19 protein-coding genes, 1 tRNA gene and 6 pseudogenes are annotated in these 26,477 nt (G+C 61.6%); 11 read left to right on the forward strand and 15 right to left on the reverse strand.

Going from position 1 to position 26,477, the window contains the following annotated elements; all coding sequences use genetic code 11:
- Positions 1–21: 21 nt before the first annotated feature.
- Positions 22–643: pseudogene (locus ACVWY3_RS20430) on the reverse strand (tyrosine-type recombinase/integrase).
- A gap of 203 nt (positions 644–846) precedes the next feature.
- Here ACVWY3_RS20430 and ACVWY3_RS20435 point away from each other — a divergent pair.
- Positions 847–2,175 (forward strand): adenylate/guanylate cyclase domain-containing protein, encoded by a 1,329-nt coding sequence (locus ACVWY3_RS20435; RefSeq protein ID WP_456840084.1) that lies wholly within the window; start codon positions 847–849, stop codon positions 2,173–2,175.
- Positions 2,176–2,432: 257 nt separating this feature from the next.
- Positions 2,433–2,828 carry a cupin domain-containing protein gene (locus tag ACVWY3_RS20440; protein WP_456840085.1) on the forward strand — a complete coding sequence of 132 codons (396 nt, stop codon included), beginning with the start codon at positions 2,433–2,435 and terminating at the stop codon, positions 2,826–2,828.
- A 119-nt stretch (positions 2,829–2,947) separates the two neighbouring features.
- On the opposite strand, the gene ACVWY3_RS20445 is transcribed toward ACVWY3_RS20440, so the two are convergent.
- Positions 2,948–4,258, reverse strand: coding sequence for an alpha/beta fold hydrolase (locus tag ACVWY3_RS20445; protein ID WP_456840086.1), 1,311 nt, complete (start codon positions 4,256–4,258; stop codon positions 2,948–2,950).
- A 238-nt stretch (positions 4,259–4,496) separates the two neighbouring features.
- Between ACVWY3_RS20445 and ACVWY3_RS20450 the strand changes: the two genes are divergently transcribed.
- Positions 4,497–5,693 (forward strand): IS256 family transposase, encoded by a 1,197-nt coding sequence (locus ACVWY3_RS20450; protein WP_456840087.1) that lies wholly within the window; start codon positions 4,497–4,499, stop codon positions 5,691–5,693.
- A gap of 163 nt (positions 5,694–5,856) precedes the next feature.
- Here the strand turns inward: ACVWY3_RS20450 and ACVWY3_RS20455 are convergent, their stop codons facing one another.
- The 3 genes and pseudogenes from ACVWY3_RS20455 to ACVWY3_RS20465 all read right to left on the reverse strand — a co-directional run bounded on the left by ACVWY3_RS20455 (position 5,857) and on the right by ACVWY3_RS20465 (position 7,472).
- Entirely contained in the window at positions 5,857–6,288 is a 432-nt protein-coding gene (locus ACVWY3_RS20455) for a P1 family peptidase (RefSeq protein WP_456840088.1), read from the reverse strand.
- Positions 6,289–6,415: 127 nt separating this feature from the next.
- A pseudogene (locus tag ACVWY3_RS20460) lies at positions 6,416–6,502 on the reverse strand (hypothetical protein); the annotation flags it as partial.
- Positions 6,503–7,262: 760 nt separating this feature from the next.
- Complete coding sequence (locus tag ACVWY3_RS20465; protein WP_456840089.1) at positions 7,263–7,472, reverse strand: helix-turn-helix domain-containing protein; 210 nt, start codon at positions 7,470–7,472, stop codon at positions 7,263–7,265.
- Positions 7,473–7,540: 68 nt separating this feature from the next.
- Here ACVWY3_RS20465 and ACVWY3_RS20470 point away from each other — a divergent pair, with 68 nt between their 5' ends.
- Positions 7,541–7,924, forward strand: coding sequence for a hypothetical protein (locus ACVWY3_RS20470; RefSeq protein ID WP_456840090.1), 384 nt, complete (start codon positions 7,541–7,543; stop codon positions 7,922–7,924).
- A 304-nt stretch (positions 7,925–8,228) separates the two neighbouring features.
- Here ACVWY3_RS20470 and ACVWY3_RS20475 read toward each other — a convergent pair whose 3' ends face one another.
- From ACVWY3_RS20475 to ACVWY3_RS20505, 7 genes and pseudogenes are all read right to left on the reverse strand, one after another.
- Positions 8,229–8,378 (reverse strand): hypothetical protein, encoded by a 150-nt coding sequence (locus tag ACVWY3_RS20475; RefSeq protein ID WP_456840091.1) that lies wholly within the window; start codon positions 8,376–8,378, stop codon positions 8,229–8,231.
- Positions 8,379–8,696: 318 nt separating this feature from the next.
- A pseudogene (locus ACVWY3_RS20480) lies at positions 8,697–9,826 on the reverse strand (IS3 family transposase).
- A 573-nt stretch (positions 9,827–10,399) separates the two neighbouring features.
- Positions 10,400–11,467, reverse strand: coding sequence for an IS110 family RNA-guided transposase (locus ACVWY3_RS20485; RefSeq protein WP_456840092.1), 1,068 nt, complete (start codon positions 11,465–11,467; stop codon positions 10,400–10,402).
- Between the two features lie 563 nt (positions 11,468–12,030).
- The gene (locus tag ACVWY3_RS20490) at positions 12,031–12,354 is read right to left on the reverse strand and encodes a DUF736 domain-containing protein (RefSeq protein ID WP_456840093.1); all 324 of its coding nucleotides are present in this window, start codon (positions 12,352–12,354) and stop codon (positions 12,031–12,033) included.
- A gap of 660 nt (positions 12,355–13,014) precedes the next feature.
- On the reverse strand, positions 13,015–13,326 hold the full coding sequence (locus tag ACVWY3_RS20495) for a DUF736 domain-containing protein (RefSeq protein ID WP_456840094.1): 312 nt from the start codon (positions 13,324–13,326) through the stop codon (positions 13,015–13,017).
- 738 nt (positions 13,327–14,064) lie between these two features.
- Positions 14,065–16,026 (reverse strand): annotated as a pseudogene (locus ACVWY3_RS20500) (ParB/RepB/Spo0J family partition protein).
- A 911-nt stretch (positions 16,027–16,937) separates the two neighbouring features.
- A complete protein-coding gene (locus tag ACVWY3_RS20505) occupies positions 16,938–17,582 on the reverse strand; it encodes an IS110 family RNA-guided transposase (protein ID WP_456840095.1) in 645 nt (214 codons plus the stop codon).
- 64 nt (positions 17,583–17,646) lie between these two features.
- On the opposite strand from ACVWY3_RS20505, the gene istA reads away from it, so the two are divergent.
- Both istA and istB read left to right on the forward strand, forming a co-directional pair.
- Complete coding sequence (gene istA, locus ACVWY3_RS20510; protein ID WP_456836905.1) at positions 17,647–18,954, forward strand: IS21 family transposase; 1,308 nt, start codon at positions 17,647–17,649, stop codon at positions 18,952–18,954.
- Complete coding sequence (gene istB / locus ACVWY3_RS20515) at positions 18,954–19,814, forward strand: IS21-like element helper ATPase IstB (protein WP_456836904.1); 861 nt, start codon at positions 18,954–18,956, stop codon at positions 19,812–19,814. Before istA ends, istB begins: the two co-directional genes overlap by 1 nt.
- Positions 19,815–19,870: 56 nt before the next feature.
- Here istB and ACVWY3_RS20520 read toward each other — a convergent pair.
- Together ACVWY3_RS20520 and ACVWY3_RS20525 are read right to left on the reverse strand one after the other, a co-directional pair.
- Positions 19,871–20,233: pseudogene (locus ACVWY3_RS20520) on the reverse strand (IS110 family transposase); the annotation flags it as partial.
- Positions 20,234–21,538: 1,305 nt separating this feature from the next.
- The gene (locus ACVWY3_RS20525; protein ID WP_456840096.1) at positions 21,539–21,847 is read right to left on the reverse strand and encodes a hypothetical protein; all 309 of its coding nucleotides are present in this window, start codon (positions 21,845–21,847) and stop codon (positions 21,539–21,541) included.
- Between ACVWY3_RS20525 and ACVWY3_RS20530 the strand changes: the two are divergent.
- Positions 21,773–22,327: pseudogene (locus ACVWY3_RS20530) on the forward strand (site-specific integrase); the annotation flags it as partial. The gene ACVWY3_RS20525 and the pseudogene ACVWY3_RS20530 overlap by 75 nt on opposite strands.
- Positions 22,328–22,501: 174 nt before the next feature.
- On the opposite strand, the gene ACVWY3_RS20535 reads toward ACVWY3_RS20530, so the two are convergent.
- Positions 22,502–22,578, reverse strand: a tRNA-Pro gene (locus ACVWY3_RS20535).
- Positions 22,579–22,646: 68 nt separating this feature from the next.
- On the opposite strand from ACVWY3_RS20535, the gene ACVWY3_RS20540 reads away from it, so the two are divergent.
- From ACVWY3_RS20540 to ACVWY3_RS20555, 4 genes are all read left to right on the forward strand, one after another.
- Entirely contained in the window at positions 22,647–23,636 is a 990-nt protein-coding gene (locus ACVWY3_RS20540; protein WP_456840097.1) for an L-threonylcarbamoyladenylate synthase, read from the forward strand.
- Positions 23,637–23,781: 145 nt separating this feature from the next.
- Positions 23,782–25,209, forward strand: a complete 1,428-nt coding sequence (locus tag ACVWY3_RS20545) for an FAD-binding oxidoreductase (RefSeq protein WP_456840098.1) — start codon at positions 23,782–23,784, stop codon at positions 25,207–25,209.
- Positions 25,206–25,649: a GNAT family acetyltransferase gene (locus tag ACVWY3_RS20550; protein ID WP_456840099.1), complete on the forward strand. Its 444-nt coding sequence runs from the start codon at positions 25,206–25,208 to the stop codon at positions 25,647–25,649. Before ACVWY3_RS20545 ends, ACVWY3_RS20550 begins: the two co-directional genes overlap by 4 nt.
- Positions 25,650–25,722: 73 nt before the next feature.
- Positions 25,723–26,304 (forward strand): GDP-mannose pyrophosphatase, encoded by a 582-nt coding sequence (locus tag ACVWY3_RS20555; protein WP_456840100.1) that lies wholly within the window; start codon positions 25,723–25,725, stop codon positions 26,302–26,304.
- The last annotated feature ends 173 nt before the right edge of the window (positions 26,305–26,477 follow it).

Genomic DNA, 26,477 nt, shown 5'->3' on the forward strand with positions numbered 1-26,477 from the left:
GCGTCTGCTCTGCCCCCGACGTCAGAAGTCGACTTGTTCTGCTATCGCGAGGGCGTCGTCCACCCCGATGCCGAGATTTCGAACGGTGCTCTCGATCTTGGTATGCCCCAAAAGGAGCTGTACGGCTCGCAGATTGCCGGTTCGGCGATAGATCAAAGTCGCCTTGGTCCGGCGAAGGGAATGTGTCCCGAACAGATGCGGGTCCAATCCGATGTCGGCGAGCCAGCGTGATAGAAGGCGGGCATACTGGCGGGTCGTCATATGTCCACACAGCCGGCCAGTGAACAGGTATTCTCCTGACTTCTTGCCCGTAAAGCGCAGGTAATCGTCGATTGCCTGCCGGGTCGATTCCGTCAGCTCAAATTTGACTGGCCGGCCGGTCTTCTTCTGTCGGACGGTCGCGCGTCGGCCAAATATCCGCCCGGCGCAAGGTCATCAACTTTCAAGGCTACGACGTCGCAGCCGCGCAGCTTGCTATCGATGGCGACGTTGAACAGCGCCAGATCGCGCATTCGGCCTGGAGCTTGGTTCGGATTGACCAGACGTGCTTCGGACGGAGCGGCGGCTTTACGCCGACAATCTTCCCCTTGTTCCAAGGAACGTGCTTCGAGACGGCGGAGATGGTGCTTAGGGTAACGGTCATGTCGACCTCCTCAGCTAGTGAGGCTGGTCATTTTCAGCCCGGAGCCCTTCCAATCCGGCGTCCGCTTCTAGGCGTTGGAGACGTACTTGCGTCCAATTCGAGCGATGGCAGGACCGATTTGACCCAAAGGCGACCTACCCCGTAGCGGGATGTTTGTAATCTGATATGCTCCAGGCATTCTTTTGTGTTTTTGGCGGGGTCAAATGGAAGAACTTGCTTTGCCAGTTACGCGGTACGCGTCCAGCGGAGACGTCAGCATCGCGTACCAGACGATGGGAGATGGCCCAGTCGATATTATTCTCGTTCCTGGCATCGTTTCCCACGTCGAGCATATGCATGAGTTGACCGGCTACACGCCATTCCTTCGACGCCTCTCCTCCTTCGGTCGCGTCGTCACATTTGACAAGAGAGGACAAGGACTGTCGGACCGTGTTGCGGGCGTACCTAGCCTGGAACAGCGCATCGACGACGTCCGCGCGGTAATGGACGCAGTTGGATCTCGACAGGCGACACTCCTGGGTTTCTCAGAAGGCTGCGCGATGAGTGCGATGTTTGCCGCGACCCATCCAGACCGCGTTTCCAAGCTGATTATGTTTGGCGGATTTGCTCGTTTCGCCGACAACTTCCCGAGTGTTGAGGAATTTAAGGAAATAATGTCTCAACGAGCGAGCTCTTGGGGCGACGGCAAATTTTTGATGCGCATTATTTCTGCCGAACATCACACTCCCGAGCTGCTTTCGCAATACGCAAAGTTCGAGCGGCTATCCGCCAGCCCCGGTGCTTATAGGGCGATTGCCCTAATGAATATTGACATCGACATCAAATCGATCCTCCCTACCATACGCGTCCCGACGCTTGTTCTCCACCGTGCGACCGATGCGATGCTGAAGGTCGAGCTAGGACGCGATTTGGCATCGCGCATTCATGGCGCAAAGTACATCGAGTATCCGAACGGCGGTCATGCTTTCTGGTTTGGGGACGCCGAGCCGCTTCTTGGCGATATCGAGGAGTTTATAACGGGCCACCGGGAGCATTCTTCGGGTGAAGTCGAGCGTGTTCTGGCGACAGTCTTATTCACGGACATCGTAGATTCCACGCGCCGCGCCACGGAAATGGGCGATCTTGCGTGGCGTCGATTGCTTGATCAACACGATGAGGCGGCAAAGCAGATCGTTCAGCGACACCGAGGCAATCTTGTGAAATCAACGGGGGACGGAATTTTGGCGACCTTTGATGGGCCGGGTCGTGCTGTTCGGAGCGCATTGGCGTTTCGAACGGCAGCAGAACAGCTAGGACTGCGTGTCAGAGCGGGTCTGCATACTGGCGAGATTGAGCTGCGTGATCGGGATATTGGCGGTATCGCGGTTCACGCGGCCGCTCGCGTGATGGGAAAGTGCCAGCCTGACGAGGTGCTGGCTTCGAGAGTTGTGACCGACCTAGTTGCAGGAGCCGGTTTGAAATTCTCTGATCGTGGTTCGCATGAGCTGAAGGGCATACCTGGCCGTTGGGACTTGTTTGCGGCGACCGCTTAGATGTGTGTTTCTGGCCCGCTGCTGACCTTCGCGCGAACGACCGCAGCGTCAGGTATCCGGGGTAGACCGGGACCAGCCCCGCGACAGGGTTGAAGCCGCAGTGTGCCCCGGAGCGGAACCTCGAAGTGTTTCTCTGCTCTAAGTCGATGAGTCCCTAACCGTAACGAATATTTTCCTGCCAGCATCATCGCAGTGACTGCGTAGAGCGAATCCGTGAGGCAACATGTCTGTCTGGATCAGCACACGATGGTCTCGCAGTGGTAAAGCCCGGCCAAAGCTATGTGGGCAAGCAGGGCTTTACGTACGGATCCGGTGTATCCAAGGAAGCCGTAGGAGCAAAGCAGGTTTGCTTGAATATTTTACCAATGCTGCCGGGAGCTAAAGCAAAGGTCCATTACCACAAGGGCATCGAGACAATCGCGTACCTCTTGGAAGGCGAATGTGCCGTGTACTACGGCGACAAGCTTGAGCACCGCATCGCAGTCAGCGCGGGTGATCAAGTCTATGTGCGAGAGGACGTACCTCATGCCCCGTGCAACGAGAGTGGAGCACTCTGTAGGTGGGCCGTGGTGCACTCATCAGGTAGCGATCAGGACGGCATCGTCTTGTTACCAGAACTTGATACAAGGCTGGCGCAGATGACGAAGGGCTAGATGAGAGCCTATCGAAGGTCTGCCAATGGAGCGGACCTCTCGCTACAGAACGGCCCAGTCGAGCGATAGCCTTAAGGCAAAGTCGATCACCCTATCCGAATTGCGCGTTGAGCTTCTCTCTACCGTTCAACCGCGAATAATCTGACGCTGTTAGTAATGCCCTTTAGGGAATGATGACCTTCGTCATGGAACCGAATGTTTGATCCTGCCACCAGGTCACGGACGGTATTCGAGACCAAAACCTGTCCGGGCTTCGCCATCGTCGCAACGCGCGATGCGATGTGCACGGCGATTCCGCTGACATCGTCATCGGCAACTTCAATCTCGCCCGTGTGAAGGCCGGCCCTCACCTGCAACCCGAGCGGTTCGACGCTTTCATTTATTGCAAGAGCGCACCGGATCGATCGGGCCGGACCGTCGAAAGTTGCTAAGAACCCATCACCCAATGTCCTCACTTCACGGCCGCGATGCCGCAACAGTTCTCGTCGCACGATCGCATTGTGGTGACCCAGCAGGTCGTGCCATGCGCGGTCGCCGATCTTCTCCGCGCGTTTGGTTGAGTTCACAATATCGGTGAACAGAACAGTGGCGAGGACGCGGTCAGCTTCGGCGGCCGATCGCGACCCAGTCAAAAACTCCTCAACCTCATCTAGTACGCGATCCGTGTCACCGGTCCACAACAAATGGTCATTGCCCTGTAGTTCGACGTATTTCGCATTCGGGATCTTCTTCGCCATGAATCGCCCGGCCTCAACGTTGACCCGAACGTCGCCTTGGCGATGAGCGATGAGCGTCGGCACTCGAATGGACGGGAGAATGGGACGAACATCGATTTCACTGTTCATTCGCATAAGCGCCACAACAGCAGAGGGACTTGCGCCAAGCCGCTCAAAACGTGCCCAGGACTGTCGAAAATTCTCATCAGCGGCCACGCTTGGAGCAAACAACGCAAGGCTCTCACCAGTCCCCCACGCCTTCTCCATGCGCTCAAGCGCACCTTCGATCCTATCCGGTGGCAGCACCCACGATCGGAAGTGCCCGTACGTTCCATAAAGCGCCAGAGCTCGCGTGCGCTCTGGATAGCTGGCTGCAAACAACACGGACATCGCGCCGCCTTCAGAGATGCCGAATAGCGCAGCCTGTTGCGAGCCGACGGAATCCATGACAGCCCGAACGTCGTCCATACGTTCCTCGAGAGTCGGCACGCCGACAGTCCGGTCAGAGAGACCAGTGCCGCGCTTGTCAAACATGATCAACCGGGAGAAAGCAGCCAGACGCGTCCAAACGCGGGCACGATGAGGCTCGTCCCAGGCCACGTCTAAGTTCGAGATGAAGCCAGGCACAAACACAAGGTCGAACGGCCCATCCCCCACGACCTGATAGGCGATCTTAATATCACCGCTCTTTGCGTACCGCGTTTTCGGAACCATCGCACATCACTGCACGTAGAGTGGCGTGATTGGGAGCTATCGGTTGGCTTCATGCTTCTAGCGAGCAGGCCTTCGAGAATGGTAACAGCTTGCCTTGCTCTGCGGAAGCTAAAAGACCAGCGCGACCGACAAAGGAGGGTAGTGTCCTGGAAGTTCTGCAAAAGCTGAGAGGCTGAAGCGGTCACGGTAAGTCCGGTGATTGCGAAGATCACCGCTCGTAGAGGAGCTTGGACCCGCCATGACCGTGACGAAGATTAGGACGGATGTCTCTGCAGTCAAAGAGTTGTTGAGGTCGGACAAGGAGTTCCTGAAGCCGCTGATTCAGGGTGCGGTGCAGGACATTCTGGAAGCCGAGATGACGGAGACGCTGGGTGCGGAGAAAGGGGAGCGCAGCGAGGGGCGGCTTGGCTACCGCTCCGGCTACTATTCCCGCTCGTTGATCACCCGGATCGGCAAGATCGAGTTGAAGGTGCCGCAGGATCGGCAGGGGCGGTTCTCGACCGAGTTGTTCGAGCGCTACCAACGCTCGGAGAAGGCGCTGGTTGCGGCCCTGGCCGAGATGTACGTGCAGGGCGTCTCGACGCGAAAGGTGAAGCAGGTCACCGAGGAACTGGTGGGCCATGCCTTCTCGGCCTCTGCAATCAGTGCCACCAACAAGCGGCTGGATGCGTCGCTGAAGGCGTTCTGCGAACGCAAGCTCAAGGAGCCGTTCCCTTATCTGATCCTGGACGCCCGTTACGAGCGGATCCGGGAGGATGGGATCATTGCCAGCCAAGCGGTGCTGATCGCGATCGCGGTCGACTGGGAAGGCCGGCGCCAGGTGCTCGCGGTCGAACTCGCCAACCGAGAGAGCCGATCGAGCTGGAAGGATTTTTTGGAAGCCTTGAAGGCCCGTGGCCTGCATGGCGTCGAGTTCGTCGTCTCCGATGATCATCCGGGGTTGAAGAAGGCCATCCCCGAAGTTCTCACCGGCGTGTTCTGGCAGCGCTGTTATGTGCACTTCCTGCGCAACGCGCTCGACTATGTCCCCCGCAAGGTCGATGACGATTGCCTGCTCGAGCTCAGATGGATGTACGACCGGCGCGACCTCGCGGAGGTCCGGCGCGATCTTGCCGCCTGGTTCGCCAAATGGGGTGGCAAATACCCCAAGCTCACCGGCTGGGTGGAAGAGAACATCGAGGAGACGCTCACCTACTTCCGCCTGCCGCGGGCACACCGCAAGCACATGAAGTCGACCAACATGCTGGAGAGGCTCAACGAGGAGATCAGGCGGCGCACTTATGTGGTGCGGATCGTCCCCAATGCCGAGAGCTGCTTGCGGCTGGTGCGCGCCTTGACCGTCGAGCGTCACGAGACTTGGCTCGAGGATCATCGCTATCTGAACATGGACCTGCTGAAGGAACACAAGAAGGAGGCACTACGCCAAGCGGCCTGACGATGCTCAGGCCCACCAAGGGGATGCACGCCACCCCTCTCCGCCGCCGTCGCTCGCCAGCGCTACGCTTTGGGCAAGCGAGCGACGGCGGCTCCGAGGGGATGGCTCGGCCGGACCCCATGATCAATTTTGCTGAACTTGACGCACAGAACTCGAGGCCAGTTTAGCTTTCGCGAGCACTAGTGTGACGTTCGAAGATTTGGTGGCGTTGCTCGGTCCGTCCATTCATCGAGAGCTTCGCCGCACGGATTGCTTCGGGTGCTTCTAGGGCGCGACGGTGTATGAACCTCACGCCAGCTGGGCGGCGCCACACCGTCAGCGGCGTTGCTTCATAGATGCCCCTCGCGATGGCACGGGCAAGGCACTCCGCGGCCATCATCCCGATTTCGGTGAGGTCAGCGAGCTCGGGCGTGCGCGCGGCCCGACCGGTAGTCGCGGCGAACACGATGTCGCCGTCCATCGGGGCGTGAGCCGGTCGCAGCGAAAGCGCAAACCCATCCTGGGCCATGATCGCGACGCGCTTCATCTGCGCCTTGGTGAGGGCCGCGCCGGTGACGACCATGCCGATGGTCGAGTTGGCCGGTGCGTTGCCCAATTCTCATTCGCAGATCTTTCCCGCGTGGATTCGCCGCCCTGCCCAAGGCCGCCGAACTCCGCCGCGCGCTTGTATGGGGCCGCCCAGAAATGCGGACCCCGCCGCGTGTGGCGCGTCCAACGGCGTTCACGCCAACCAGCGCGCCCACTCCGAAGCCGTTAGACGTGACTGCGCTTGCGGATCCAAGTCCACCTTTGAGGTCATAGGTGGTCAGGCCTTAGCCAACGCCCGCCGTGCCGGGGGCGAACGTCGCGCCCGCAATGCTTGCCGCGCGGATCCCAATAGGGCGCCGCGTGATCAAGCCCGACTCCGCCGATTTGACCAACCTCAATCGCTACATGCTGCTGCTGCGATCCCACTGCGATGCGCAAAAGGCCAAAGACCTCGAAGAGATGTGTACGGGAACCGGTCTGGCTCACGCCCATCCCGGAGCGATTTGGTCCCGAGACCGCCACTCGGTCGGCTTGCGCGAGGTCGTGCTGGTGGGCGTCGACGACACCCCTCGCGGTGGTTCGTGCAGCGCGCGTCGACGGCATGGCTCGGCGTCGGTGCAACGACGCACTGGTCCGCCATGGCATCATTCCACGTGCCCGGCACGGACGGTTGCGCCGAGTGCCTGCACCCGACGACGACCCCACCGACGCCCCCATTCCGACCTCGTCTCGTTCTGGGCCGGACTGCTGACGGGGGCTTATTTCCTTCGGCACCGTGCCGGCGTTCTTGGCGCAAGATCAGCAGATCTACGTGACGCCTGTTCGTCCGGAGAGCCCTGTCTGGGCGATGTTCCAAAGTGTCCCGGGTGGGCGCCGTGTGCAATGCTGCAGTTGACCGCCCAAATGCCGGAAACCGAATCGCAGTGATTTCACCTACAACCGTTTGGGACGCTCACGGTGAGCCTTCGCTTGCCTGGCGACGAAGGAGCCCGCGCGATCATATTGCGATCTATGCACTTCTAGCGGCGAGCTTCCGCCGCATTACCGCTTCAATAGCTCGCTGACCTCCACGCCGAGAGCTTTCGCCAACTTTGCCAACATCGTGACTGATGCGCTGTAAACACCCGTTTCCAGCTGGCTGATGTAGCTGCGATCCACTTTTGCCTGAAACGAAAGCTCTTCCTGGCTCAACTTTCTCTCGTGGCGGAGACGCCTCAAGTTCCGAGCGACAATCTGCTTCATCTCGTCCATCGACGGCGAGATGCTTCTTGTTGAGTAAACTCATCAATTGAGTATACTCAACAAAAAGGAGACGGCTTGTGCCGGCTGATTTCGAACCTTTCATTGAACTCCCAGCGCACGATTGCGATGCATATCGCTTTGGCTACCGATGCAAGCAGACAGGCGTCCCTGCCGCTATCGTTGAAATCGCAGCTACGGCGGTAGCTCAATTCGTTCCATTGCAAGTTTCCGCTCGAATGACGATCGACGGAAAGATCGTCGTCGACGCTCAACTACCAGACATCGGTCGCGGCACGCCTAGCCGCGAATCCGAAGAGGTTTCCCTGATAGACTTGATTGAAGCAGCTCTCGACGTCGACAACCTCCGGATGGAAGAGGCCGGCCGGCACGAACTCCGCACCTTGCTCCGAGCGCTCGAGATTTCCATCCAGCGGGTGAAGGTTGCCCTCGCGGCGATGTAGATCGATGGGGTCATCGCAACGAGCTTGAGACCGGTTAGGCAGTCCCGCCGCTGAGATTACTCGTTCAAGCGTTCGCGGCCGTGCCAGGCTGAATCTCTCGCGGGGTGCACGTTGAGTTCCAGGGCACCATTCGGCGCATCGCGCTGGATGGCCAGGTCAAGTCGCGTAGACCGCTCGGCTGTAACCTCCTGCTGGAATTTACGAGCGGCCTGGATTTCGGTTTCTGGACCAAGCTCCCGGGTGATGAAGTCTGCCGCCCGCGCCCCGCAACCGTGAGTGAGCGATCACGAGGTGATGTCCATCGCTATCCTTTCCGCGCAAGCACGATGTGGCTATGCGGATGCCCCGTGTTGAAATGATCCGCCGCGACCCAGTCGAGCCGCGTGCCCAGATCGCCTTCCATCTGTCGCATCAGGCCACGGACAAGTGGCTTCGGCGCGGTCGCCGGCGGCATTGTAGAGCTCGCTTGGCTCGTCGTCTCGCATGACACTGTCGCGTCGACGTAACGTAGATGCGCCCGGACAGCGCCGGGATCACCCGCTTTGATGCGCACAATGCGGGCCTTATTATCACAGCCCGGCGCTGGCCCTTCTTTCCCCCGTCCAGCCAGCACTGCACCTTCGCGTATCCAGGATCTCTGCGGCCAAGCTTGACATCGAATTCGTCGACGGCGCGCATGACGCAAGCTCCTCTTGAGGAAGACCGCGGATATGCGAAGCCAGCGAGCGGTCGGCAACACGAAGGCTGATCTTCGCCCGAAAAAGTAGACGGGTTAGGCAGCTCTTAGCTCCATCTCGATCGAGGCGATATATCCCGCGGCGGAATAAAGCCTTGTGCGGTTGTAGAAGCCCTCGATGAAGGCGAAGATATCGCGCTGGGCCTCGATGCGGGTCTTGTAGTCGCGATGGTGAACGAGCTCGGTCTTCAGGGTATGGAAGGAGTTTCTCCATGGGGCATTGATGAGCCGCAGGGCCGATTGCTACGACACTGATGATGCCCATCCAGCAGCAACGGCCGCAGGCCGGATTGATCCACCACTCCGATCCGCGACGTGCAGTATGCCTCACACGCCTATCGCGACGCTCTCACGGGCGCGGGCATCACCGCATCGGCCGCGGATGCGAGTTCGAACTTGCATATGATCCCGCATGGACCAGCCGACGATCTTTCGGCTGAAGAGATCCATGACAGCCAGCAGATACAGCCAGCCTTCCGCGGTCGGGATGTAGGCGATATCGGCGAGCCAGATCCGGTTCGGGGCTTCCGCTGTGAAGTCGCGCGCGACCAGGTTCGGGGCGATCGGCAGGTCGTGACGGCTGTCGGTAGTGCGCACACTGCGCGGCGGCGCCATGATGGCGCGGATGCCGTGCCGAAGCATCAGCCGCTCGATCCGGCCGCGGCTGGCGCCACGGCCCTGCCTGCGCAGGACGGCATGGAGGCGGGGACTGCCGTAGCCCCGCTGCTGTCGTGATGGACTTACCGGACCGCATCCAGCAGCGCGGAGGGCGCTCACCGGGCGCTCGCGCCAGGCGTAGTGGCCGGTCGGCGAGACCTCGAGCACAGCGCACACCAGCCGCACTGGATAGACGTCGCGGTGGTCCTCAATGAAGCGGAACCTCATGTCCTGGTTCCAGCAAAGATCGCGATCAACTTTTTAAAATGGCGCGCTCCATGCGCAGCCGTTCGTTTCTCCTGGCGCAGCCGGGCGATCTCCGAAGCCTGAGCCGCCGATATCGGCGTCGCCTGCGTGGTGAGGCGCCACGCCGCCACCCAGCGCCGCAGCACCGAGTCGCGCAGACCGAGCTCCTTGGCCACCGACGGGACCGAGCGGCGGCTCGACACCACCAGCTCAACGGCCTGACGTTTGTACCCTTCGGTAAATGACCGACGTTGACGTAGCATTCGACACTTCCGGGCTCAATGAGCCTACTACAGGTGTCCACTCATTCGGAGGAGGTTCAAACGCAGACGCAATCAATGAGGGAGAGCCTCGGCATAGGCCGCATTTGGCGACATCGTAGCCAGGGGCGCCGCCAACTCTTGGATGTGCAGACAACAGCTTAGGCGCTCCGTAGCGCCAGTGCTTTTATCTTGCCTTCCTAATCGGGCGGGCAAAGTCAACTCATTCCTACGCTTTTCTTCGACTCTTCGCACTTCAGCCATGACAGACTCCCTGCATCGACAACGCGCACGCGTCACCGCAACGCTTGCGATCAGCATCACCAGGCGGGGTCCATGCGTTCCTTCGCGTTCAGCACTTCAGCCGTCGCATGCTCTTCATCAGGTTCGTAAACAGGGCTGTCCAAGCAGTCTGGCGCTCTCGTTCCCGAAGGACGGCAGCAGGCAAGAGATAGCGGACATTCCCCGTTTCGCGGCCCCGCCAGGGGACGCTCACCGCGCGCGCGGATCTCTAATTTCGCTCCTCCTCAACATGCTGGGAGTAATCCCAGCGCCTTCCTACGCTCGTCTACGTAGCTATTGCTGCGCCGGCTTCAGCCGCAGCCGTTGCGTGACCTTGGCACCGAATCCGACGTGGAAATCCGTCTCGCTGACCCACATCCGGTGGAGAATACCCGCGAGCTTTCGCGCGACCGCGGCAATCGCACACAGCATGCTCGACCGCTTGGCAATTCGCAGGCCCCAAGCCCGCAACGCCGACCATTTTCTGACCCGTAGCAGCAGACTTGCAGCCGCTTCACACAGCGCCTCCCGCACGGAGATATCGCCTTGTTTACTGATGCGACCTTCAAAATCGATCGATGTGCCAGACTGATGGCGCTTCGGCGTCAAGCCAAAATGGGCGCCCACTGTGCGTGATCGGGCAAAGCGATGAGGGTCATCAACGCCAACCTTGAATGACAAGGCGACAACCGGACCAACGCCCGGAACCGTCATCAGACGCCGGCAAACAGGATCATGCTGGACCACCTGTAGAAGCACGCGATGCAGCCGATCGTAGCCCCCGAGGAGCGCGCGGCGCACGTCCAGCATGACCTGGATCGACATCACAAAAATCGGGTCGCTGTGCTCGATCAGCTCTCGGGTGCGGGCCTCAAAGGCGCCTCGAGCGACTGCTCCGACGAGCAATCCATAGGCCCGCAGCGCGCCCCGAACATGGTTCTCGAGGTCGACCAATTTGCGCTTAAGCAGCTTCCGGTTGGTCAGCAATGTGCGCATTTTTTGCATGTCGATATTCTTGACATGCACGGCGCGGTACCAGCCCAACCGCATCATCTGCGCGATGCCGCGCGCATCGTTTCGGTCGGTTTTGTTGCGCATTGTCGACAGCGAAACGCGCATGTGGCGCGCCTCCACGACAATGATTGGAAGCCCGACTGGCTGTAATTCGCGATACAGCCAGATGCCTAGCGATGACGCCTCGACCCCTACTCTATCGAGGCGATCCGCGTAGCCCTCTACAGCGGAGCGGATCGCCTCTGGCTCCGTGCTGACCTTAATTTCGCGGACCGTAAGACCTTGGCTATCGACGATGCAAACGCTGGTTTCTTCAAGGCCGACGTCCAATCCAACGTACAGTTTCATCGGAGCTCTCCCTTGTGGCAACGACCTTCTAAGTCGTTGCACCAGGCTCCGGATTCGGCCACGGCCGAAGAGCCCTCACTCCCGCTGCTTTTTTGCTTTGCGCTCATTTGCGATAGCGATCGTTACCCGAAGGGCCGAGACACCCGTAGGGTGGCTCGGTGAGGAGCGAAGCGACGAGTAGAGCGCGGGCCGAAGGCATCGCCCGTATGCCATCAGCACGCTATTGACGCACAAAAATCGCGTACTAGGCGCGCTTCTAGGCCATCAATTCCAGCCTCCCTTCTGCCCATCGGTTGGAGCAGATTCCAATGCAGATGGAGCGATTTTTTGGCGTCGGAACGAAGAGAAAAAGCCACGGAACGACCTTCGCTCCAGGCAAATTCCACGGCGTGCCAGAGCGCTTCTTCGATCGAAATGCGATGCCTTGCAGACTGGCCAACCAACCCTCGCCTCTCCGCGCACCCAGCTGCGGGCGCTTTTGCACCAATCGGGAATATCTAAAGCCTCCTATCCGAGATACAAAAAGGGGCTCCCGCGCGATGCGCGAGAGCCAACATTTCGAGTCAATCGACAGGATTCCAGATCAGGAAGAAGCTGCCGTCACCGTTAAGGCCGACCGTTCGACCAAGGTGGGCGCAGAGCCTACGGACTCCAAGGCTAGGTGCTGCGAGTGACAGGCTGATGTAGTCCGTTCCGCGGTTCTCGCCGGTCAAAATCCGGCCGGATCCGACCTCGAGTCCATGCGCGAAGATGCGGAAATCTGCTGGCTTATCGCCGGACTTGTCGCGGTTTGGAACGATGTCGATGTCGGCGCAGACGGGCAGCAACTTTAGCTGGCCCCTGAAGCCTCCGTGAACTGTGCGGGTGACGAATCCGATCGCGGTCATGGTCTGTCTCCTTCGTTGCCGCAGGGCCGATGCCCTGCGATGACGAGACCGTCATGGCGGGCGGCCCGCATCCGAACCCTTGGGGCGAAGCGCAGCGAAGCACCTGAGCCCGCTCCTTATTTGCAGCGAAGCGGCGGCGAGGAGCCGGCCTGCCGGCGGGGAAAAAAGGAAGCGTGCGAGGGTTTCGGATGGGGGACGGCTGCCATAGGTCGTGGCGCCACAAGCAGGGAATCGTCCCCTTCAGACGAATGAAACAGCCGTTGCCGCAGAGCGCCAGTCTCCGCACGAACGGCGCCTGGGCCACTTTCCGGCGTATGTGTCGCCTCCAGTTTCTCGCGTCCAGACCAGACTATTCGCGTGGCAAGCGGCTCGGTTTCACATCTGAGACGTGGTCCTGGTGCCGGCCAATAAGTCGAATGCAGCGCACTCAGTTGGCCGCTCACACGGCTATTGAGCTCGCGAACCGCCCAACGAAAACGAAGCCAAAAAGCTTGTCGAAATTCGCACCTCTAGACCGCAAATCGTGCTTGAGCTGGCCCGCAAATCCGAAGGTGCGCGCTGCCTTTTGGGCAAGAAAATGCTCTCCTGACTTCCTTCAAAGCGCGTAGGAAACGCAAAAAAGCCCCGCCTCCGAGGAGGCGGGGCCGATGATCCCCGGCGTCAGTCGCCGTTGCGGCGCGACCAGATCAGGCTGAAGCCCTCCTCGCCTTCGACCTTGACCAGCGAGGCGTAGATCGGAGCCGGGAAGCTCGGATCGTCGAGCTTGACCGAGAGATATTCGCGGTCGCTGTCGCGGACGCTCTTCTTCCAGGCGGCACCGAACTCGGTGCTACCTGCGAAAATCCTGAAGTCGGGAGCGTTGTCTTTGTCCTTTTCGGAGGCCGCGAACTTGGCCTTGATGTTCAGCGTCAGCGTCTTGATCGAACCGGTGTAGCCGTTGTCCGAAGTGGTGAAGGTGCCGATGGTCGCCATGGTAATCTCCGTCTGTCTGTTGTTCGGGCCGCGCCCATCGCAGCCTCGATGGCGATCCTTGGCCCGGGGAGCGATCGGCCCGCAGCCCTTGGGCCCACAGCGCAGCGGAGGACGGCGAAAGCCTGCCTTTTTTGACTTGCGCGAGGAATGCCGCCGCGCGGCGGCAGGGAAAAAAGCAGGCGTGAGCTGTTGCGGGAAGGCGATCGAGGCTCTTGCCGTCCCTCGGGCCTAATGAGCCATTCGTGGATGCGTTGGACGCGAGCCGTGACCGAACTGACGGCGATTACCCTGACTTCCAACGCCCAGCGCAGCATCAGAAAACGGCGCGTATCGATCAAAAAAGCGACGCCTGCGCATCACTCGCGAGCACGACGCACCAGACAAACCAAGCGGACCCGACCGCATTTTCGCATGAGGGAACGACGGCGCCGACCAGAATTATTTGCGTGATTGCGCGTCGAATACGCGAGGTCCGGATTCGATCGGGGTCCCAGCTTGATCGCCTCGCCAACGCAAAAGTAGACCTGGCGCAACCTCACTGGCCTCCGCAAATCGGAACGGATCGTAGCCCGCATTTGGAGACGGGGTTCGCGTGAGTCATCGCCCGCTTCCCTTCAACTGAACCGACCGCGTGCCGTCAGGTGCGCGGCCGCAATTTTTCGACGAGCCGGGGCGTTCTCCCGACCCCGGCTCGCCTCCTACTCGGCTGCTTGCGAGCGGAAATCGTTGCGCTGCACCTCATCTGGCGCACCCCGCTTGCTCCTCCGTTTTGCCTGTGCGCAGCAACGACGGCAACCAATCGGTTGCGGCCAACAGCTGCTCCGCGGCTGCTGTCATCTCGGCCTTTTCAATCCGACAAGCGTGCGGCGGCTTTCTCGCCGACGCCTTCGCTGACGGCCTTGAGAATGCCCGACTTGGTGACCCGGCCGAGATAACTTTGCACCGTCGGCCGCCAGTATCCAGTCATGTCGAGAACGACGGCCTCGGCCAAACGGCTGGCCGCCGTCAATCGCGCGGCCAAAGGTTAAATGGCAATTTGACCGCATTGACCGTCAATGCCGTGCAATGCGCGAGCAGAGCCATGCGGCTGTCGTGTTCGAGTTCGGTCACGAATTCCCACACTCCGCCGACGTCCCGCGGCATTTGCCCCGCCCAATTGGCATGGCGATCCGACCATGCTTTTCCGGCCGCCGTGTCCTCTATTCCGGCCGGATGCACAGCCAAATCGGTCTTGATCGGTTGAATGCCGACCACATGGGTATTGGCTCCGACATAGAAGATTTGCGCGGCCAGCGCATGGGTGACGGCTACGATTGCGACATCGGGCTGCTCACTCAGATTGAGACGCAGCCCCAGGGTTCGATGCGGTGAGGTCACGAACCAGCGTGTCAGACAGCGACTGCTCCTCCTCTTCCTCCTCGTTTTCTCCACCCTCTCCTTTACCATCGCGCGTGGCTTGATCGTCTCCTCCGCCCTCCTCATCCGGTGCCTTACCGTCGTTGTCCTGCCCGGTTTCGGCATCGGGCTTGTCGTCACCGGGGCAGATGAAGTCGCGTTCGATCCTGATGGTGCCGTCATGATTGAGGATCACGAACGCGCCGCCGCGCGCGACGTGGCCGGGACCGTAAGCCTGCCGTTTCGCCTCCAGCAGCTCGATATTGGTCTCCAATTCGCCATACCGGGCGTCCACTTCATCAGGCAGTTCGTCGGCTGTTTGATGCTGTTCGGTCAGCCAGTCGAACTCGGTTTGAGCGGCATGCACGGCGGACCGATCTGCCGAAAGCTCGACCAGATGCGGGTAGGCACGGCGCATCCCATGGGCGCACGGGAAGTCGACATGGGATTCGGTCCACTTCCACCCCTCAGCCGCCCAAGGCGTCCGCCTCGCGGCCGAGCCGTGCCATCACCAGCAAATCGAGCAGCGCGACGTCTTCCAGATAGCCGCGGCGGTCCTCTGCGAAGAGGTCGCGCAGGATCGTACCACCAGCTTCGATGTAGGCCTTCAGCCCGACAAAACGCGCGCGGCGATCGGTGGCCGCGACATGGGTTTCAGTGAGGAGACGGCGTATGGTGCTGGCATCACGGTCGTAGGAGAGACGCTCAAAAACAGCCTCCTGCCGGGCCTGATCGTCGATGGCAAAGGCCATCAACTGCTCAAGTGTCAGATCGCCATCGCGGTACAGCTGGATCAATTTGCCGGAAACTGCACCCAACCGGAGGCGTTGCCGCACAACATGTGGCGTCACCCCAAAGCGAGCGGCGATCTCCTCCGCGCCGAAGCCACGCTCGTCCGCAAGCTTCCTGAACGCCTCGAACTGGTCAGCGGGATGCATGTTTTCCCGGGTGACATTCTCGTCCAGGCTGATTTCGTGAAGGTCATTCGCAGTGTCGATGATGCAGCGGATCGGCTCGGTCTTCTTGATCTCCTTCCGCTTCACTCTCAGCAGCTGGGCAAGCCGCCAGCCTTCGCCAATGGTCACGCGATAGAACCCCGTTGCCGTTCCCTCTCCGTCTAACTCGGGCTCAACCACCAGATTCTGCAGGGATGCCCTTGGCGGCGATACTCGCCGCATAGCTTTCGATCGCGGCCTCGCTGTGGGGCGTCTTGCGCGCATTGTTCGAGGACTTCTTCAGCTTGTTGAGCGGAATGAAAATCTCCGTCCCGCTCGCGGGAACGATTTCAATTGATTTGGCGGACATGATCATTCTTCCTTTTGCTTCCATGGGTGCAAGGCGCACCACGCGCCTGCGCCCCTGCCCGTCGGCGAGACCGGGGGTAGCAAGTGCCAGGGCGCCCCGAGCGGAGGGGGATCTCCCGCCCGCAAGGGCCGCTCGTTAGGAGCGGGTCTGCACAAGCGCGTGTGCCATGCAGTCAAAATCGACAGGATGAGCGAAGCGCGGAAGACCGGGGAGACCGCTCGGGACGGCACCGGCGGCAGCCGGCGCTTTACCCTGGCGCGCGCGAGGGGCGGAGCCCCTGAGATTTCGAGCGTTGGAATATTGAGAAAGTCAGAGCAGGTGGGAACAAGACAAGAGTGAGAAAATCAAAAGAGGCACCCGCAAGAGGGTCAGCATAGCGCCGACGCATAGCGGCGGGACCCGGGACCGAGTGCAGTCGCGAGACCGGTTAAAAAGGCACCCGCGCGACGGGCAGTGCTAGCGGTGCCGCGAAGCGGCAGCCCTTCGTGCGAGTGCCTCCGGCGAGCGACACGTTATATACTTGCTTGCGCGAGGGATCTAAGCCGAAGGTCGAGACGCAACGCGGCTCGGTTCATATGTGGAGGGCCCCCGACTTGCAAGGATTGGCTCTGGCAGCACGCTCGGATCGCTTGCGCTCATATGTCCGGCCTGTTTTCGGGTCTTACGACCACCGGCCAAGATGGGCTTCGCGGACAGTGAGATCCAAACACGAGAGCGGCATTTTCTGCCGGTAAACCGAGCGGAGCATTTCACTGACCGGCTTGCGCCGAACGTACCACCTCTTCCTGTCCTGCAAGTTCCGCCCCCGGCGTCAAACCTGCCGGTCTGGCGCCAAGCTCTGCATTTCGTTCAAGGCTATGTCGGCATCGGCACGACGCTGCTTGCAGGTCGGTACCGCTCGCCGCTGACCATCAGTTTCCAGGCGATCCGCGCCAGCTTATTGCCAACGCTATGGCCACCAGCTTCGGCGGCTTGCGTGCGATGATATCTTTGAGCCAGGGCCAGGAGCGACCTTCCCGTCGGCGCATATGTGCGATCACAGCTGTCGCGCCTGCCACCAAGACGGTTCGCAACATTCCGTCGCCGGCGCGCGTAATCACGCCGAGGCGGTTCTTTCCAGCCGTCGAGTGATTCTTTGGTGTCAAGCCAAGCCAGGCAGCGAAGTTTCTTGCCGACTTGAACCCGCGTGCATCCACGACCTTGATTGACAGCAGCGTCGCGCCGATCGGACCAACACCCGGAATAGCCGCCAGTCGCCGGCTCATCTCGTTACTACGGTGGAGTTGCATGAGCTTTTTGTCGAGCTTGGCGATCTGGTCGTGGACGCGCGCCAGCTCTATTGCCAAAGCTTCCACCAGCTCCTTCGCCAAGTTGGGGACTGTCGCGTCATCCCGAATGTCGATCAGCAATTGCTGAAGCCGGGAAAGCCCCTTGGGCGCAGTAAAGCCGAATTCCGCGGCGTAGCCTCGGATCGAATTGGCGAGCTGGGTCCGCCTGCCGATGAACTGGTTGCGCACACGCGCGAGCATCTGTGCGCCCTGCTTGTCGCGCGCCATGGAAAACTGCCCCCTCGGCGTCATGAGGAATTGCCCCCTCCTTGGATAGCCGAGGAGAGAGTGAATGAAAGAGGAACGAATCGCGGAAAGCTCGTCGTGGATTGATCCACGGGGGCAGGTGATGAAGACGCCGGATGACGTGGCGGAGATGTTGCGCCTGAGGGCGTGCGGGTGGGGTCTGAAGCGGATTGCGCGGCAGCTGGGCTGCAGTCATCACACGGTGAAGGGCTACGTGGCGGCGGGCGGTGTGAAGCCGTTCAAGTCGCCTGAGCGGGCGAAGCGGCTCGACGGCCTTGAAGGTTGGCTGCGCGAGCGGTTCATCAGGCATCGGGGCAATGCGGATGTGGTGCGCCAGGACCTGTTGGCCGAGAAAGACGTGGCGGTCAGCCGGCGAACCCTACAACGGGCCGTGCAGCCGTATCGCCAGGCGCTGAAGGCGGAGGCGCTGGCGACGACGCGGTTCGAGACGCCGCCGGGCCGGCAGCTGCAGATCGACTTCGGCGAGCGTCTGGTCGAGATCAGCGGGGCGAAGATAAAAGCGTTCGTGTTCGTGGCGACGCTCGGACATTCGCGGCGGCTCCATGTGCGTGCGTTCCGGGCTGAGAAGCAGGAGCATTGGTTTGCCGGGCTCGAGAGCACATTCACGACCCTCGGCGGTGTGCCTGAGGAAGTGCTGATGGACAATCCACGCGCGCTGGTGGTGCGCCACGACGCAGTGAGCCGGTCGGTCCAATTTAACGACAAGCTCATCGCGTTCGCGAAGCATTGGGGCTTCCGTCCTCGCGCCTGCGCGCCGTATCGGGCGCGGACGAAGGGCAAGACGGAGAATGGCGTCGGTTACGTGAAGAAGAACGCGATCGCGGGGCATTCCTTCGCGAGCTGGGAGGCATTCGAGGCGCATCTGGCCGGGTGGGAGCGTGAGGTGGCGAACGTGCGAATCCACGGCACGACCGGCGAGGCGCCGATTGCTCGCTTTGCGCGTGACGAGGCCCACCGGTTGAAGCCGCTTAGCGGGCAACCGTCGTTCGGATCGTTGCGTGAACTGACCCGCGTCGTCGGCCATGATTGTGCCGTCGAGATCGACACGAACAGCTACTCAGTGCCGTGGCGCCTGATTGGCGAGCGCGTGGCGGTAACGATCGCGGCCGGGGAAGTGCGGATCCGCCATGGATTGCACCAGGTTGCGATCCACAAGCAATCGGATGGACGCCGGCTGCGGATCATCGACACCGCCCATCTCGATGGTGTTGCTGGTCACAGCGGCGCGGTCCGCCGGGCTGAGATCGCGGCGGCGGTGCTGGGGCCGTCCTCACCGCCGTCGTTGTTGCGCCCTCTTGCCGAATACGAAGCCGTGGTCGGAGGAAGCTTCTGATGGCGCGGGCAAAGAAGATAATGGAAGCAACGACCGATCCGCTCGATGCCATGCTGGCGCGACTGCAGCTCTCCGGTATCCGCGATCAGCTCGACAGCCTGCTCGACGAGGCGGCGCGCGCGAACCTGTCGGCGCGTGAGACGCTGATCCTGCTGTGCGAGCGCGAGATCGCACGCAAGGACCATCGCCGCATAGAGATGGCGCTGAAGCTCGCACACTTCCCGGCGGTGAAGGAGCTTGCTGGCTTCGACTTCGAGGCGCAGCCGTCAATTGATCCAAAGCAGATCCGTGATCTTGCCGCATCACGTTGGATAGCCAACGGAGAAAACGTGCTGCTGCTCGGCCCGCCAGGCGTAGGTAAGACGCACTTGTCGATCGCGCTCGGGCGAGAGGCGATCCTGGCCGGATACACGGTACAGTTCACCACGGCGACGACGCTGGTCGCTGGCCTTGCCAAGGCGCACGGCGAGCGACGCCTAGACGAGAAACTTCTCGCGCTGTCGAAGCCAAAGCTGCTCATCGTCGACGAACTCGGCTACCTGCCTCTGGAACCTGACGCGGCCCATCTGTTCTTCCAACTAGTCAGCCGGCGATACGAAACCGGCGCGATGCTGATCACGTCGAACCGCAGCGTTGCCGAATGGGGTACGGTGTTCGCCGATCCCGTGGTCGCCACCGCGATCCTTGACCGGCTCCTGCATCACAGCCACGTGCTGACGATCCGCGGCGACAGCTACCGGCTCCGCGCCAAGCGCAAAAGCGGCCTTATCAAGACGCCGACCGCCGGTGACGGCCCTCCGGTCGGCTCCGCCTCCCTCCGGCCCGTCACCGGCGGAAACAACCTTCAACCGAGATCATAATCCCGATGGTGGGGGCAGTTCTTCGTGACGCAAAGGGGGCAGTTCCGGATGGCGTTTGACACCTGCTGCTCGGGGCTTTTGATAGGCACAAAGTTCTTGCGCAATTTTGGCCGGCTTGCCGCTTCGCAAATCGCCTCGGCGTCTGCAGCGTCCGATTTTCCGCGCTGAACATACGGTTTGACATATTGCGGCGGAATCATCACCACCTGGTGCCCAAGCGATTGAAGCTCCCGCGCCCAATAGTGCGATGCCCCGCAAGCCTCCAGCGCGACAAGCGCAGGCGGCAAACGACGGAAGAACTCCAAAACCTGCCCGCGCCTCAACTTACGCCGTAAAACCGGCTGCTCGGTGCCATCAACGCCATGCAACTGAAAAACACTCTTTGACGTATCCAAACCGATGCGCACAATCGTTTCCACGGGCGGCTCCTTCGTTGAGGTCAGCGACGACCTCATCTTGCCACGCAGTTTGGCGGAAGGGGGCCGTCCACCCCAACACGAGAGCCCGGTGCGGCTATTGCCGCACGAGCCAGAGATGCAGAAAAATGGGCCGCGCAGGTATTGGTCGGCCGCTGACTCCGGCAAACTGTCGCGTTCGTCCCAGAAAGATCGCGTTCGGGGGCAACGACAGGACGGATACCGTGCTGAGATCCAGACCCAAGACTCCAGGCGCCTCGCCGAGACAATCCACAACCTGTTAAATCTTACAGTATCGGCCAGCCGTCCGACCCAATAGAATCAAGGAGCTATGTCGAGCGACCGGCGAAAACTGTTGGGCTGGCCGCTTCAGCAGCTGGGTCGCTATCAATAGCAAACCAATCGTCCCGCTTCGCACAAATACGTGGGCTGTGGCGTAAGCGAGCGCTAAGCAACCACGCTCAGTTGGACCGAAAAGCAATGGAGCATATCGCAAAAGTGATCGATACCCCTACCTAGGATGACGTTGGCGCGGCCGCCCTAGGCATTCTCCGCGCCGGCCCATATCGGCCTAAACAGCCGCTCGTCGCAATTGAGCTATCGCCCACGCGTTGATTGTATGTGCCAATGGGCACTGACGATCTCGAGGCGAACAGCAACACTGGAAGGATTCTTAAAGGCCGCGGCGATGAGCAGAATGTTACCCTTGCTCAGCGCTGCCAAACACTTCTAATCTCCACACCGACTCGACACCTCGCGGCAAGCGCATTCTTCCGACAAATAGAACCGCGACAATGCCGCCCACATAAGAATCGATCGTCGTTAGCGCTTCGCAGATTGCGACGTTGCTAACATGATCGATGTATGGAAGCGCCCAAAGGGCGTTGGTCTCCACGATCCACTCCGTCTTGCTGTAGCAGCGGCCTTGGCATTTCCCGACGGTTCGATGACCGCTTCCGGATTGCGCAGAGAAGGAGCCCGTGGACGACTCGTTATCGAGCGCATTGCGGGTAAGGACTACACAACGCTCTTTTATATAGAGAGAATGAGGAAATTATGCCGCGTCCAAGCAAGGGAGCTCGGCTCTTCAAACGTAAGCCCAGATACAGAGACGGCAAGCTCGTCGCCCAAGCCGTCTGGATCATCAAGGACGGCGGCCGCCATATCGCCACAGGATGCCTTGCGAACGCGTCTGGAACAAAGCCGCCTCGAGAAGCAGAGCAAGCGCTGTCGGACTACATCGCGCGCAAGTACCAAGCGGAGCGAAGCAGACGAGACATAGAGGACATCGACTGCGCCGATGTACTCTCAATCTATCTGACGGACATTGGCGAGCCAGGCGAGCAACACGAGATTGAGCCGAGGATCGAACGTCTCAACGAGTATTGGGGTGGCAAGATGCTCGCGCAGGTTAACGCCCAGACCTGTGCGGGGTATACCAAGCATCGTGGCGGTCCAGGCGGTGCTCGCCGCGACCTTGAGACACTTCGCGCCGCGATTAACCACCACGCAAAAGAAGGCTTTCACCGCGGCGTCGTGCGCGTGTCGCTCCCGCCGAAAGGTGAAGCGCGCGACCGATGGCTGACTCGCAAAGAGGCCGCAGCGTTGCTTTGGCATTGTTGGAGCTACCGTGAGAAGCAGACGATACACTCGGGAGCATCGAAGGGGGGCCCGGTCGCCACGAACCGAAGGCCTCTGCGTCATATTGCTCGGTTTATCCTGATCGGCCTGTACACCGGCACTCGCGCGGGCGCGATAGCGTCGGCATCGCCATATGCGATAACCGGGCGCTCTTACGTGGATCTGGAGCGCGGCATTTTTTATCGCAAGGCCATTGGCAAGCGCTCTACCAAGAAGCGTCAGACGCCAGCCCCCATACCGCCCCGGCTGCTCGCCCACTTTCGACGCTGGTGGAACCGTAAGCTGATCGCCGAATGCTTCGTTGAGTTCAACGGCAAGCCAGTCGCCTCGGTAAAAAAGGGCTTCAAGACCGCTGTGAGGCTTGCTGGCCTTCCGGGGAAAGTGACACCCCACACCCTACGGCATACGGCTGCGACATGGCTCATGCAGCGTGGCGTGGCGATCTGGGAGGCGGCAGGGTTCCTGGGCATGTCTCCCGAGGTCCTGCAGGACACCTACGGCCACCACCACCCAGACTTTCTGCAGGGGGCGGCCACCGCCATTGGCCAAAAAGGCCGGTATGTTTCGGTGGTTGAAACGGTGGTTGACTCGGGAAGGACCAGCGATCAGAAGGAAAAACCTAATGATTTCTGGTCGGAGTGGCAGGATTCGAACCTGCGACCCCTGCGTCCCGAACGCAGTGCTCTACCGGGCTGAGCCACACTCCGACAAGAAGGCGGCTTATAGCGTCGGGTTTGACGCACTGCAAGCGGCCGAGCCGAGGAATTTTGTCCCTGTGAGAACGGGTCTCGAGACACTGATTTTGCCGGCCGGCGAGGCCGGCGCGGAAGCCGCCGCCCGGACCTTGGCCGCCGGCGGGCTGGTCGCGTTTCCGACCGAGACGGTCTACGGGCTCGGCGCGGATGCCGCCAACGCCGCCGCGGTGGCCCATATCTACAGCGCCAAGGGCCGGCCGGCGTTCAATCCGCTGATCGCGCACGTGCCTGATATCGCCGCTGCGTGCCGGATCGGCCGGCTCGACGGCCGCGCGCTGAAGCTGGCAGAGGCGTTCTGGCCGGGGCCGCTGACGCTGGTGGTGCCGAAGACGGAGAACTGCCCGGTGTCTGATCTCGCCACCGCGGGCCTCGACACGGTCGCGATCCGCATTCCCGCCCACCCCGTGGCCGAGGCGATTTTGCGCGCTTTTGGCGGAGCGGTGGTGGCGCCGTCGGCAAACATCTCCGGGCACGTCTCGCCGACGCTGGCGGCGCATGTCGCCAGCGACCTTGCCGGGCGCATCGACCTGATCATCGACGGCGGGCCGGTCGCGGTCGGCGTCGAATCGACCATCGTCGGCTGCTTCAAGGCGCCAATGCTGCTGCGGCCAGGCGGGCTGTCGCGCGAGCGGATCGAGGCCGTGCTCGGCGCGCCGCTGGCGCGGCCACCGGCGGACGCCGAGAGCGACGACAGCCAGCCGCTGGCGCCGGGCATGCTGGCCTCGCATTACGCGCCGCGCGCCCATGTGCGGCTGCACGCGCAGGACGTCGCGCCGGGTGAAGCGCTGCTGGCGTTCGGGCCTGCGCGTCTGCCGGGCATGGAGGCGGCCGCGGCCGTCATGAATCTGTCGCTCGCGGCTGATCTCGATGAAGCCGCCGCCAATCTGTTCGGCTATCTTCGCACGCTCGATGCGAAGGCACCGAAGGCGATCGCAGTGATGGCGATCCCCGAGGAAGGCTTGGGCGAAGCGATCAATGACCGGCTGCGGCGCGCGGCAGTTGCGCGTTAAAGCGCGATGAGCATTGGATGAATCGTCATCGCGCTTTAGGTTGCTGTTTACGCATGATCTTTCCGGAAAACGGCTTCGCACTTTGCGCTAACGCGGCCCTTCGGGTCCGGATCATGCTTTAGAACGCGGGATGAAAGAAGACGACATGAACATCAATCAATCCGCCGCCCCTCCGCTTGCGCCCGAGCTGATCGAGCAATTCCGCAAGATCGTCGGCGATCGCCACGCGATCACCGATGCGGCCGACATCGAGGCCTACGTCACCGAAGAGCGCAATTTGTTCCACGGCCGCACGCCGCTGGTGCTGCGTCCGGGCTCGACCGCGGAAGTCTCCGAAATCTGCAAGCTCGTCTCCCAGCACAGGATCGCGCTGGTGCCGCAGGGCGGCAATACCGGTCTCGTCGGCGGGCAGACGCCGCACAATGGCGAGGTGGTGGTGTCGCTGCGCCGCCTCGACAAGATCCGCGAGGTCGACACCGCCTCGAACACCATGACGTGCGAGGCCGGCGTGGTGCTGCAGGTCGCGCAGCAGAAGGCCTCCGACGCGGACCGGCTGTTTCCGCTGTCGCTCGGCGCCGAAGGCAGCTGCACCATCGGCGGCAATCTCTCCACCAATGCCGGCGGCACCGCCGCGCTCGCCTATGGCGTCGCGCGCGAGATGGCGCTGGGGCTGGAAGTGGTGCTCGCCGACGGGCGTGTGCTCAACGTGCTGTCGAAGCTGAAGAAGGACAACACCGGCTACAATCTGCATAACCTGTTCATCGGCGCCGAAGGCACGCTCGGCATCATCACCGCGGCGACGCTCAAGCTGTTCCCCAAGCCGCGGGCGGTCGAGACCGCCTATGTCGGGCTGAAGTCGCCGGAGGCGGCGCTCAAGCTGCTGACGATCGCGCAGAGCGAGGCCGCCAACGCGCTGACGAGCTTCGAGCTGCTCTCGCAGATGGCGGTGGATTTTTCGGTGCGTCACGGCATCGACGTGCGCGATCCGCTGGCGGAAAAACATCCCTGGTACGTGCTGATGGAGCTGTCCTCGCCGAGCGAGGACGCCCGCACGCCGCTGGAGACGATCCTGGCCCGCGCCATGGAGGAGGAGATCGTCGACGACGCCGTGATCGCGGCCAGCCTCGCCCAGCGCAACAATTTCTGGAAGCTGCGCGAGGAAATGTCGGCGGCGCAGAAGCCGGAGGGCGGCTCGATCAAGCACGACATCTCCGTGCCGGTCGCCGCCGTGCCCGCCTTCATCGCGGAGGCCGATGCTGCCGTCGTCAAGCTGATCCCGGGCGCACGGCCGGTGCCGTTCGGCCATCTCGGCGACGGCAATCTGCACTACAATGTCAGCCAGCCGATCGGCGCCAACACGGCGGATTTTCTCGCGCGCTGGCACGAGATGAACGCGGTGGTGTTCGAGATCGTGCTGCGCATGGGCGGCTCGATCTCGGCCGAGCACGGCATCGGCGTGCTCAAGCGCGACGAGCTGCCCGAGGTCAAGGACAAGACCGCCATCGAGCTGATGCGGTCGATCAAGGCGATGCTCGATCCGCTCGGCATCATGAATCCGGGGAAGGTGCTGTGAGTATTCTTGCGATCGATGCGATCGGGGATGCCGACGTCGAGAACGTCGTGGCGCTGTGGCAGCGCTGCGGCCTGACGCGGCCCTGGAACGATCCGCATGCCGACATCGCGCTGGCGCGCCGGCGCGACAACTCGACCGTGCTGATCGGCCGCGATGGTGGCGCGATCGTCGCCACCGTCATGGTCGGCCATGACGGCCATCGCGGCTGGGTCTATTACGTCGCCGTCGACCCCGAGTGCCAGAAGCGCGGCTACGGCCGCGTCATCATGGCGGCGGCCGAGGACTGGCTGCGGGCGGCCGGGATTTCGAAGCTCCAGCTGCTCGTCCGGCGCGAGAATGCACGGGCGAATGCGTTCTATAGCTCGCTCGGCTTCGAGCTCTCCACCTCCGTGATGTTCCAGAAGTGGCTCGACGGGCGCGCGACCACGCCAAGCAACTGAGCTGCGGCCCCGGGCGCAGCTGCGCTCTCCCTCGCTCCGCAAGCGGGGCGAGGTGAAGAAAAGAAGGACAGCCATGACCATTTCCGACCGCGTCCGCATCAAGGACGTCCGCGTGCTCTCGGACAATTGGACGCCCCTGAAGACCACCACGTTCGAGTACCGCCGCGCCAATGGCGAATGGCAGACCCAGCATCGCGAGACCTATGAGCGTGACAACGCCGCGGCCGTGCTGCCCTACAACCTTGCCCGTCGCAGCGTGATCCTTGTGCGTCAGTTCCGCCTGCCGGCATTCATCCGCGGCTACGACGATCTCCTGATCGAAGCGGCCGCCGGCGTGCTGGACAATGCTTCGCCGGAAGAGCGCATCCGCGCCGAGGCGGAGGAGGAGACCGGCTATCGCCTGCACCATGTGCACAAGGTGTTCGAGGCCTTCATGAGCCCCGGTGCGATCACCGAGAAGCTGCATTTCTTCGTCGCCGAGTACGAGCCTTCGATGCGGGTGAGCGACGGCGGCGGCCTCGCGCATGAGGGCGAGGACATCGAGGTGCTGGAGCTCGGCATCGACGAGGCGCTGGCGATGATCGCGGACGGCCGCATCATCGACGCCAAGGCGATCATGCTGCTGCAATACGCCGCGCTGCACGTTTTCAGGTAGGTGATGCCGGCGCCTCTTCCCTGGAGGGGGAGGGTCGGCTCGCATCTGAGCGTAGCGAAGATGCGAGACGGGGTGGGGTGACGGTCTCTCCGCAACGAACAGTGCCCGTGTGGAGAGATCACCCCACCCCGCTCGCGCTGTGCGCGATCGACCCTCCCCCTCCAGGGGAGGGT

This window comes from Bradyrhizobium sp. USDA 4486 (assembly GCF_054057995.1).